The 10,865-nt window shown below is 68.1% G+C and carries 12 protein-coding genes; all 12 read left to right on the forward strand.

All coding sequences use genetic code 11. The features are described from left to right. Window positions 1-15: 15 nt before the first annotated feature. A complete protein-coding gene (locus tag BRX37_RS11250) occupies window positions 16-1,014 on the forward strand; it encodes a hypothetical protein (RefSeq protein WP_125986997.1) in 999 nt (332 codons plus the stop codon). Window positions 1,015-1,032: 18 nt separating this feature from the next. Further along, complete coding sequence (locus tag BRX37_RS11255) at window positions 1,033-2,565, forward strand: phage tail sheath family protein (RefSeq protein WP_125986999.1); 1,533 nt, start codon at window positions 1,033-1,035, stop codon at window positions 2,563-2,565. A gap of 22 nt (window positions 2,566-2,587) precedes the next feature. Continuing rightward, window positions 2,588-3,022, forward strand: coding sequence for a phage tail protein (locus tag BRX37_RS11260; protein WP_125987001.1), 435 nt, complete (start codon window positions 2,588-2,590; stop codon window positions 3,020-3,022). Between the two features lie 22 nt (window positions 3,023-3,044). Then, on the forward strand, window positions 3,045-3,443 hold the full coding sequence (locus tag BRX37_RS11265; RefSeq protein WP_125987003.1) for a hypothetical protein: 399 nt from the start codon (window positions 3,045-3,047) through the stop codon (window positions 3,441-3,443). Further along, complete coding sequence (locus BRX37_RS11270; protein WP_017498956.1) at window positions 3,443-3,622, forward strand: DUF6760 family protein; 180 nt, start codon at window positions 3,443-3,445, stop codon at window positions 3,620-3,622. The genes BRX37_RS11265 and BRX37_RS11270 overlap by 1 nt, the downstream gene beginning before the upstream one ends. Before the next feature lie 3 nt (window positions 3,623-3,625). Then, the gene (locus tag BRX37_RS11275) at window positions 3,626-4,078 is read left to right on the forward strand and encodes a phage tail protein (RefSeq protein ID WP_125987005.1); all 453 of its coding nucleotides are present in this window, start codon (window positions 3,626-3,628) and stop codon (window positions 4,076-4,078) included. A gap of 158 nt (window positions 4,079-4,236) precedes the next feature. Beyond that, on the forward strand, window positions 4,237-4,938 hold the full coding sequence (locus BRX37_RS11280) for a CIS tube protein (protein WP_125987007.1): 702 nt from the start codon (window positions 4,237-4,239) through the stop codon (window positions 4,936-4,938). Further along, complete coding sequence (locus tag BRX37_RS11285; protein WP_125987009.1) at window positions 4,916-6,040, forward strand: phage late control D family protein; 1,125 nt, start codon at window positions 4,916-4,918, stop codon at window positions 6,038-6,040. The genes BRX37_RS11280 and BRX37_RS11285 overlap by 23 nt, the downstream gene beginning before the upstream one ends. Then, window positions 6,037-6,672 carry a phage baseplate assembly protein V gene (locus tag BRX37_RS11290; protein WP_125987011.1) on the forward strand — a complete coding sequence of 212 codons (636 nt, stop codon included), beginning with the start codon at window positions 6,037-6,039 and terminating at the stop codon, window positions 6,670-6,672. Before BRX37_RS11285 ends, BRX37_RS11290 begins: the two co-directional genes overlap by 4 nt. 16 nt (window positions 6,673-6,688) lie before the next feature. Next, window positions 6,689-6,988, forward strand: coding sequence for a PAAR domain-containing protein (locus BRX37_RS11295; protein ID WP_017498951.1), 300 nt, complete (start codon window positions 6,689-6,691; stop codon window positions 6,986-6,988). 2 nt (window positions 6,989-6,990) lie between these two features. Further along, on the forward strand, window positions 6,991-7,407 hold the full coding sequence (locus BRX37_RS11300; protein ID WP_125987013.1) for a GPW/gp25 family protein: 417 nt from the start codon (window positions 6,991-6,993) through the stop codon (window positions 7,405-7,407). After that, a partial coding sequence (locus BRX37_RS11305) for a hypothetical protein (protein WP_206434155.1) occupies window positions 7,404-10,865 on the forward strand: 3,462 nt, incomplete at its 3' end. The genes BRX37_RS11300 and BRX37_RS11305, both read left to right, overlap by 4 nt.

Genomic DNA, 10,865 nt, shown 5'->3' on the forward strand with positions numbered 1-10,865 from the left:
ATGAGGAGAATTCGCATGACCGGCGACACTGACACCATCGACTCCGCAACGACCGCCGACCCTGCGGGCGGCGATCAGGCCGTTACGCCCCCCGGAGCGGCCGGGGGAGGCGCTGCTGCGGCGCCCGCCCCTCCGCCTCCGCCTGACTATGTTCGCGACATCGCGATCAGCCGCGCGCTCGCCGATCTGATGAAGCCCATCGAAACGGCGGCGACGGACCTGTTCGCGCCGGAGAAGCAGGCCGCGCGCGACGCCATCGTCAAATCCTATCGCACGGCTTGTGCGACCGACGGCGCGCTTGGCGTCAAGATGAAGCAGGCGGACAAGGAGTTCGACCGCGCGGCGGCCGACATGCTCGCCGCGCTCAACAACTGGACGCCGCTGATCGGCGACGCGACCAAGCCGCTGGGCAAGCTGCTCAAGGCGCGCGCCGCGCTGGCGACGAAAATGGCCACCTTCGTCGGCGCGAAGGAAAAGGCCCGCGCCGACGCGCAGCAGGCGACCAAGGACTGGGCGGCGCGCCATGCCGACTGGTCCGCGCCCGAAGCCGCGATCGGCAAGATCGTCGACGGCTATCTGCCGCAGATCAACACGCTCAGCGCCGCCATCAACACTGCGGACAATGTGGACGCCCCGATCCTCAGCTTCTGGATGGAGGTCGCGCCCAAGCATCTTCAGATCAGCGACGGAACCTTGAGCGCCAACGCCAAGGCTGCGCTCGACAAGGTGACGGGCGCGCTCAAGACCGCCGGCTATGCTGATCTCGCCGACTGGCTCGACCCCGCCAAGAGCCAGGCCAATGGCGCGGTCCATCTGATCGACCCGGACGCGCTCGACCAGCAGCGCAAGGACGTCTTCGTCGGCTGGAAGGCAGCCGCCGAGACGCAGGCCGCCGCCGACTATGACTTCAAGCTCGACCCTGACGACCTCGCGACGCTCAAGGCCGCGTGGGACAAGCTGAAAGGCGACGTCTGGATCAAGGACGCCAAGGCGTCGCTCACTCCCGCATCCTGAGATTGAACGGAGGCTGACATGGCAGAATATCTGGCGCCCGGCGTCTTTATCGAGGAAATCGAGCGTGGTCCCCGCCCCATAGAGGGCGTCGCGACCAGCACCTCCGCCTTTCTGGGCGAGACGGAGCGCGGGCGGACCAAGCCCCGGCTCGTGACCAGCTTCAACGAGTATCGCCGGCATTTCGGCTCGGTCTTCGCGGACGGCAAATATATGCCGGACGCCGTCTCCGGCTTCTTCGAGAATGGCGGCCGCCGCGCCTTCATCTGCCGCATCCTCGGTCCCGACGCGACCGTCTCCACGCGGACCGCGGGCGGGCTGCAGATCGACGCGATCGGTCCCGGCGCCTGGGGCAACCGGGTGTTCGTGAAAATCGTGGAGAGCAGCACCAAGAAGGGCGACACGCCGATCGGCTTCCGCCTGCAGGTCGCCTATTGGCAGACGCCCTCGCCCGACGGCAATTACGCCGATCCGTTCGACCGCACCCAGCCGCCGCGCCTGCCGCTGCCCACGCTCGCGGAGGATTTCGACAATCTCGTCTGGGACGACCGCACCTCGCCCGATTATTTCGAGAAACGGCTTCAGGACAACAGCGCGCTCGTCACCGTCACCGCGCCGGCACCGCTCACCACGCTGCCTTCCGCCGGCTTCGACAAGCTGACCGGCGGCGCGGACGCCAGCGCCGCGCCCGGCGTCAACCAGTTCAAGGGCGAGGACGCCGACAGCAATCTGCGCACCGGCCTCTCGGCGCTCGACCTCGACGATTATCGCGATGTCGCGCTGGTGCAGGCGCCCGCCGCGCCCGACGACGTCGTCGCCGCCGTCATCACCCATTGCGAAAAGAGCCAGTTCCGCTTCGCCGTCGTCGACACCGCCAAGAATATGGGTGACCCCAATTCGGTCGATCCGCGCAGCAAGTGGGACACGCAATATGCGGCCTTCTATTATCCGTGGATCTGGGTGTCCGATCTGCAGAGCGGCCAGCGCAAGCTCGTCCCCCCCGGCGGCCACACGCTCGGCCTCTACGCCCGCACGGACACCGACCGCGGCGTCTGGAAAGCGCCCGCCAACGACACGCTGCGCGGCGTCTTCGACCTTGAATATCTGGTCGACGACAATGTGCAGGAGGTTCTGAACCCGCGCGGCGTCAACGCCATCCGTCGCTTTCCCGGCCGCGGCATCCGCGTCTGGGGCGCCCGCACGCTGTCGTCCAACAGCCTGTGGAAATATGTCAGCGTCCGGCGCCTGTTCATCTTCCTCGAACGCTCGATCTACGAGGGCACGCAATGGGTGGTGTTCGAACCGAATGACGAACGCCTGTGGGAGCGGGTGAAGGACACCATCCGCCTGTTCCTGCGCACCCAGTGGCGCGCCGGCGCGCTGATGGGCGTGACGGAGGAGCAGGCCTTCACCATCGCCTGCGACCGCTCGACGATGACGCAGGACGACATCCTGAACGGCCGCCTGATCTGCGAGATCGGCATCGCGCCCGTGCGCCCCGCCGAATTCGTGATCTTCCGCATCTTCCAGAACACCGCCGAAGCCCAGAGCTGACCGGCGCGCAAGGAGACGCAGCATGGCACGCAACGACCCGATCCGGAACATGCGCTTCCGGGTGGAGATCGACCAGATCACCCAGGCCTATTTCAGCGAGGTGATGATCGGCGAGACCACCAACGAGGCGATCGACTATCGCGAGGGCATCGACCCCACCCATGTCCGCAAGCTGCCGGGCCTGACCAAGTACGGCAACATCACCCTCAAATGGGGCGTGACGGACTCGCAGGAACTCTACGAGTGGCACAAGAAGATCGTCGGCGGCGGCATCAAGGAAGGCCGCAAGTCCGTGAAGATCATCGTCATCGACGAATCCGGCACGGACAAGGCGAGCTTCCTCGTCTCGGAGGCCTGGCCCACCAAATACGATCCCAGCGACCTCAACGCCAAGGGCAATGAGGTGTTCATCGAGCTTCTCGAGCTGGTGAACGAAGGCATCGAGCGGACCCGCTGACGGCCGCGAGAGGAGAGCAGACATGGACCGCATATCCGCCGCCGGCTTCCGCACCGAAGTCGAGTTCACTTTGCCCAAGGGCTATATCGACGAGACCGGCCTTCTCCACAAACGCGGCGTCATGCGCCTCGCCACGGCGGCGGACGAGATCCTGCCGCTGCGCGATCCGCGCGTGCAGTCGAACCCGGCCTATCTCACCGTCATCATCCTCGCGCGCGTCATCACCCGGCTCGGCAATATGCCGCATGTCGACACCGCGCTGGTCGAGGGGCTGTTCGCCTGCGACATCGAATATCTGCGCCAGCTCTACGAGGACATCAATTCGGCCGAGGAACCCGATGGCGTCCCCGCCGCGCCCGTCGCCGCAGCATCCTCCAATGGCCGCACCGTCGGCGGGATGCCCGTGCTGGGGGAAGCCTGATGGCCTACCCCGTGGCCGAACTTTACGGGGAAATGGCGTTCATCGCCGCGCATTTCCACTGGAGCAGCGAGACGCTGATGACCATGGAGCATGGCGAGCGCCGCCGCTGGTGCCGGGAGATTTCCGGCATCAACCGCCGGCTCGGCGGCGCGCCCGACGATCCGTTCGCGGGGCTGTAGGCAATGGCGCTGCACGATCCCTATGCGGGCTTCCGCTTCACGGTTCTGGTGGACCAGATCGTCAAGGGCGGCTTCACCAAGGTGCGCGGCCTGACCCGCGAGACGAAGGTGGAGAGCTTCCGCGAGGGCGGCGTCAACGACCATGAGCACAAGCTCGCCTCGCTCACCAGCTATGGCAATTTGGTGCTGGAGCGCGGCCTCGCCGACCCCTTTCTCTACATCTGGCATCAGGCGGTGGTGGAGGGCGTCATCAAGCGCGCGATCATCACCGTCACGCTCAAGGATCCGCAGGGCAAGGACGCCTGGAGCTGGAACATCCTGAACGCCTATCCGGTCAAATGGTCGGTGGCGGATTTTGACGCCAATTCGGGGCAGGTCGCGGCGGAATCGGTAGAGTTCGCGCATCATGGCTATCTACTGCGGCCCGGCCTCGGCAGCCTGACGAGCGCCTTTTGATGACGCCGCGCCCGCCCCTCGGCCTCGTCCGCCCGCTGACCCCGGTCATGCCCCTGCCGGACGGCCGCGCTGCACCCCAGCCGCGCCGGGGCATCCTGCTTCGCTGGCGCCGCATCGAACGCCATGGCCGCACCGAAAAGCTGAGAAGGGGTCTTTAGATGTTCGGAAGATCCCTTGAAAAAGCCTATATAGAGGTGCTGGCGGGCGTCCGGCAGGGAACGCGCATCAAGGTGCTGTTCAACCCCGCCGAATATAGCCTCGAACGCGCCAACGCCTATAAGGCGACCGCCCTTCCCGGCCTTGGCAGCCCGCTCATCCAGTTCGTCAACGGCGACGCCGCCACCCTGTCGATGGACCTGTTCCTCGACGACTGGACCGATCCCAACGGCCCGCCCAGCGACATCCCGCTCCTCGGCGGCGCCGACGGGGCCAAGAGCGTCAAGGACCGCATAGACGAGATCATCGCGCTGCTCGACATCGACCGGACGCTGCACGCGCCGCCGCCGGTGCGCTTCGTCTGGGGGCCGCTGCGCTTCGAGGCGGTGATCGAGAAGATCGGCCGCAAGACCAGCCTGTTCCGTCCGGACGGCACGCCGGCGCGCGCTTCTCTCTCGATTTCCTTCAAGGAATTTCGCGCCGCCTTCGACATCCGCCTGGAATCGCCGGACAAGACCAAGCGCCGCCAGATCGACGTGTCCGAATCCATCTGGACCATCGCCGACAAGGAGTTCGGCGATCCGCGCCGCTGGCGCGTCATAGCCGCCGCCAGCGACGTGGACGATCCGCGATCGCTGCGCCCGGGCGACTGGCTGCGCGTCCCCCCGCTGGAGGTGAGCAATGCTCTTAACCGAACGCAATAGCGCCCCCGGCGACTTCTACGTCCCCGGCGCGTCGATCTGCATCGGCATGGACGGCGCGAACATGCGGGAACGCTATGGCATGCATTTCACGCAGGTGGAGGTGGACCTGCAAGTGAGCGTGCAGGGCACCTTCCGCTTCACCATCCCGCGCGCCTTCGACAATGAACGCAGCGACTTCTCCACCCCCTCGGGCGATCCGCTGATGCCGCTCATCAAGCTGGGCGCGCGGGTCTGGATCCGCATGGGCTATGGCGATCTGCGCGCTACGACGCCGCTCATCTCCGGCTACATCACCGCCGTCTCCACCGGCTTCGCGGAGGGCGGCGCGCCCGACATAGAGGTGACGGGCATGGACGCCACCTTCGTGATGACGCTGGGCACCAGCGAGCATCGGCTGGAAAACCGCACGGTGCAGGACGCGGTGCAGGAGGTCGCGCAGAAGAACGGCCTTTCGCTCGACTTCTCCGGCAATGCACCCGCCAACATCACGCTCGACTCCAACCTCCAGTCGGACCTCGACTTCCTGCGCAAGGTGGTGGAGATCTTCTCCAAATCGGGCGCGAAATGGGAGTTTTTCGCGCGCTCTTCCTTCGGGCGGGACATGCTCGTCGTCCGCCCCCGCACCGCGCTCGAACGCCCGCTGCTCACCCTCGTCTGGGGCGGCGACCTCATCAGCTTCAAGCCGGAGATCAACCTCGGCAATCAGGTCCAGAGCGTGAAAGTCTATGGCTGGGACGAGGTGAAGAAGAAGGAGATCATCGGGACGGCGCCCACCGCGTCGGGTCCGAAAAGCGAACCCTCCGGCGGCGACATCCTGCGCAGCGCCTTCGGCCGCGACGCGGTGCTGGAACTGCGCCTGCCGGTGAAGACCCAGCAGGAGGCGGACCAGCGCGCCGCCGCCGCCTTCGCCAACCGCTCCAACGATCTGCTGAAGGGCGAAGGGGAGACCTTCGGCCGGCCCGACCTGCTGCCCGACAGCTGCATCGAACTGACCGGCATCGGCCAGCAATTCTCGACCTGCTATTATGTCGCCAAGACCGTGCACCGCTACGACACCACGGGCTATCGCACGCGCTTCTCCGTCGAAAGGCCGGTCGCATGAGCGCACTCGCCTTCGAGCTGGAGGTCAACCGCGAGTCCGGCGGCGCGGTTGCCGGCGTCGCGGTCGCCACCGTCACCGCCAATGACGATCCGCAGGGGCTTGGCCGGGTGAAGCTGAGCTTCCCGTGGCGCGACAAGAGCTTCACCTCGGACTGGGCGCGCGTCCTCGCCCCCATGGGCGGCAAGGATCGCGGCGCCTATTTCCTGCCCGAAGTTGGGGATGAGGTGCTCGTCGCCTTCGACCGCGACGACATACGCTACCCCTATGTGCTGGGCGCGCTGTGGAGCGACGCGGACAAACCGCCCGAGGCCAATTCGAGCAAGAAGAACGACATTCGCGTCATCAAGTCGCGCAAGGGCCATATGCTGCGCTTCGACGACGCCGACGCGAAGGGCGTCATCACCATCCAGCTGAGCGACGGCAAGAAGATCGAGGTGGATGACGACGGCATCCGCATCACCGACAAGAGCAACAGCATCACCATCGACACCAAGGGCGGGTCGATCAACGTCAGCGCGCAGACCTCGCTGTCGCTCAAGGCTCCGCAGATCAGCATCGAGGCGTCCGGCACGCTCGACCTCAAGGGCGGGTCGAGCCTCAGCGCGTCCGCCGGCGTGGTGAGGATAAACTGATGGCGAGGATCAACTGATGGGCCAGCCCGCAGCCCGCGTCGGCGACACCACCGGCCATGGCACGCCGCTCGGCCCCGGCCCCGGCGCGCCCACGGTGCTGATCGCCGGCATGCCCGCCTGGCGCGCGGCGGCGGATGTGCATGTCTGCCCGCTGGTCGACGGGGTGAAGCCGCATGTCGGCGGCGTGGTGGCGAAGGGGAGCGCGACCGTACTGATCGCCGGGCTGCCGGCGGCGCGGCAGGGCGACATGATCGTGGAGGCTGGCGCGCCCAATCCCATCGCCATGGGCGCCCCAACCGTGCTGATCGGAGGATGAGGATGGACCGGCAGGGACAGCGCGACTTCCTCGGCGTCGGCTGGCGCTTTCCGGTGGCGACCGCCCCCGCCACGGGCGACATCGCGCTGTCCGCTTATGCGCGCGACATCAAGGAGGCGCTCCGCATCATCCTCCTGACCGCGCCCGGCGAGCGCGTCATGCGGCCCCGCTTCGGCTGCGGGATACATGATCTGGTGTTCGAGGAGATGAGCTCCACCGTGCTGTTCGCGGTGGAGGCGGCCGTGCGCGACGCGCTCACTGTCTATGAACCGCGCATCGACCTCATCAGCGTCGCGGTGGACCCGATCGGCGCGCTCGACGGCGTGCTGCTGATCGTCCTCGACTATCGCGTCCGGCGCACCAACCAGACCGACAATCTCGTCTACCCCTTCTATTTCAAGGAGAGCGGAGCGCCATGACGCCGAAGCTCGACGGACGCTCGCAGGCGGACATCGCGCAGCGGCTGCTGCGCGACGCCGCCGCGCTTCTTGGCCACAATGGCGAGCCGGTGGAGCCGGGCCGCATCGGCGGCGCGATCATCGCCAGCGCCGCGCGCCTGTTCGAGGAGGTGACGCGCCGCCTCGACCGCGCGCCGGACAAGCAGGCGGACAATTTCTACACCGCCATGGGCCTCGGCCGCGACCCTGCGCAGCCGGCCGGCGTCCCCGTCGCCATCGCGCTTTCGGACAATGCGCCGGACGGTCTGGTCGCGGAGGCCGGCACGAAGCTGACCGCCGATGTCGGCGGCGATCCGGCGATCTTCGAGACGCAGGCCGGGATCGCCCTCGCGCGCGGCAAGGTGACGGCGCTGACCGCCGCCGATCTGACCGGGGACCGCATCTTCCTCGCGGCCGGCGCGGTCGTCACGCCCGTCCTGCCCCGCCCCGTCGCCGTCTCCCGCTTCGTGCGCAGCGCCGCCGGCGCGGGCGCGACGATGCTCCAGATCGACCCGGCGCAGGGTCTCGCTCCCGGCATGACCCTGCGTTTCGGTTCCGATCCGGCCTCGCCCGAATATGACGTCACAAAGGTCGAGAACGACGTCGTCACCATCACCCCCGCGCTGGAGGCTGCGGTGGCCGAACGCGCGCCCGTCACCGAAGTCGCCAGCTTCGCGCCCTTCGCGCCCGGCGCCCGCGATCGCCAGTCGCACAGCCTCTATCTCAGCCACCCGACCCTGCTCGACGTCCCCGCCGCGCTCACCATCAGCGTCGGCGGCGTCGCCAGCACGCAGACGATCGACTGGCGCTGGTTCGGCCGCAAGGCCACCGATCCCGAAGGATCCGCGCCCGACTGGCAGGATTTCGACAAATCCGAATTTGTGGCCGGCGCGTGGCGCCTCACCAAGGCGAAGGGCAAGCCGGAAAAGACCGACGTCAACGCGCGCAATGGCCTCTGGCTGCGCGGCCGCCTCACCTCCCTTCCCGCCCGGACCGAAAGCGTCGGCCAGATCACCCTGGCGGTCGCGAGCGAGGTCTGCAAAGTCGATCATCACGACCGCTGCGAGGCAGCGAAGGTCGACGCGATCGACTATGAGGCGGTCGCCGTCACCACGCCGGTCGTGCCCAACAAGCCTTATTATCCCTTCGGCCGCGAACCCCGGCTGTTCGACGCCTTCTACATCGGCTGCGCGGAGGCGTTCGGCAAGGCGGGGGCGGAGGCGAGCCTGTGCTTCACCATCGGCGGCGCCTCGCTCGGCGCGCTCACCGCGGTGTTCGCCGGCCGCAGCGCGCTCGTCTTCGGGGTGGGCACCGACCGCCAGCTCTACCTCGCCCGCTTCACGCCCTATCGTCCCAGCTTCGCACCGATGCCCGGGCCGAAGCTCGCCGGCCAACCCGTCTTCCTCGCCTCGCAGGCCCCGCTCTCCGCCAGCGCGACCTTCGACGGCATGGTCCGCCTCGCAGTCGCGGGCGACGGCGCGATCCATGTCGCCGAATTTCCCTTCGCCGGCCCCTTCACCGACGGCCTCATCCCATGGCGCAGCCTCGCGCTGGAGGAGGCCGACGCCGCCAAGCCGGTCCGCGCCCTGTTCGTCAGCACGGACGACGCGGGCAGCGTCCACGCCCTGGTCGGCGACCGCATCCTCATCTGGACGCGTGGGCCGCGGGGCGAACTGACCGCGCGGCCGCCGATCCCGAACGCCGTCGACCTCCTCCCGCTTCAGGGACCGGGAGCAGACGCCGCCCTCCTCATCAGCGCGGCGAAGGACGGCTCCTTGACCGTGGAGGCCAAGATCGCCTCCGTCACGGCGCTCCACCCGCTCGGCTCGCTCGAAGCCAATGCGCTCCCCAGCCTCCAGCGCGCCGCCTGGGCCTCGCAGAGCGACCTGACGCGGGCGGAGATCGTCGTCGCCGGCTATGAGAAGCGCACCGACGCCAGCACGCATCTCGCCGTCCGCCGCATCGACGCCGAAGCGCCCGCATCGCGGCCGACCGTGGACGACAGCGACGCCCCGCCGCTGCCGATCTCCTTCGAGGCCGGCGTAGGGACGCTGCCCACCATCCTCATCGCCGATGCGGAGCCGATCCGCTTCCTCGCGCGCGGAAGCCGATACACCCGCGCCGGCGGCGTCACCGGCATCGGCGCCAGCGCGAACGGCCAGCGCCGCTTTCTCGACGCGGGCTGGACGGTCGTGCAGGACGCCGATCAGGGCCTTCTCTACCGCAGTAGCCCGGCCGGCGGCCTGCTCGCCGTCGATCGCTTCCACGGGGTCAAGCGCACCGCCGTCGCCGCCGCGGACATCCCGACCGGCGCGACATGGTTCATCGCGGCCAATGGCGCCAATGGCGAAGGCTTCGTCCTCGCCGTCAGCGCCGGCGGAAACGCCCTGCTCCTGCCCCTCATCGGCGACATCAGCCCCCCCACTTCGCAGGGCCGCCTGCGCGGCCGCTTCCTTGCGCCCACGAACGTCACCGGCTCGATCAGGCAAGTCGCCGGAACCATCAGCCTGGCCGTCATGACGGGCCAGGCCTCCGATGTCGAACGGTCCGTCATCCTCGCGCTGGCGAACGCCAACCGCCAGCCGCTCGGCCTGTGGGCGCTCGATTACACCGCCGCCAATGGCTGGACGCTTCCGCCCGGCTCGCCCGCCCTGCCCGCCGCAGCCACGGCCTTCACCCTTCTGCGCTACGCCCCGGACGGCAGCCTCGCGACCATCCCCGCGCTCGACTATTTCGCGCCCGACAGCGCTGACCTTCTGCGTCTCGACGCCCGCCTCGCCGCCGGCCCGCTCAGCACCTATTATGGCGACCGGCCCGTCACCGCGATCGAACTGTTCAACGGCGTCTCCGCCATCGCCATCGACCATGACGAGGTCGCCGGCGCGCTCATCACCCTCGCCTTGCCGCAGACCGCCTGGTCCACGCTCGGCCCCGACGAGCCGGCCAATCCCGCCTTGTCGTGGGAATATTGGAACGGCTCCTCCTGGTGGGCGCTCGACAGCGTGGCGTCGAATTTTCTCGACCGCACCGGCAATCTGCTGGTCGACGGCGGCGTCTATTTCCGTGTCCCCGCCGACCTTCAGGAAACGGAGGTGGGCGGGCGCAAGAACCGCTGGATCCGCGCCCGGCTGGTCGGCGGCGATTATGGCGAGGCGCGCGTCAGCGTCCACACGGTCGGCCCGCCCGACGACCAGACGCAGACCATCATCCGCGATCTCAGCGTCATCCGCGCGCCTTATGTGGTCCGCCTGCGCATCGGCTATTGCGCCGGCACGCCCACCCCGCCGGACATCGTGCTGACCGCCGACAATCTGGATGCGCTGGACCAGAGCGAGGCGAACAAGCAGGGCCTTCCCGTCCGCATTTTCCAGACCGTGGCGGATGCGCTCGCCCCCGCGCCGCAACCGGTCGAAACGGATGCGGACATCGCGGACTGCTGC

Origin of the sequence: Sphingomonas sp. S-NIH.Pt3_0716 (assembly GCF_003950715.1) — a bacterium.
In the GTDB taxonomy this organism is placed as follows: Bacteria; Pseudomonadota; Alphaproteobacteria; order Sphingomonadales; family Sphingomonadaceae; genus Sphingobium; species Sphingobium yanoikuyae_A.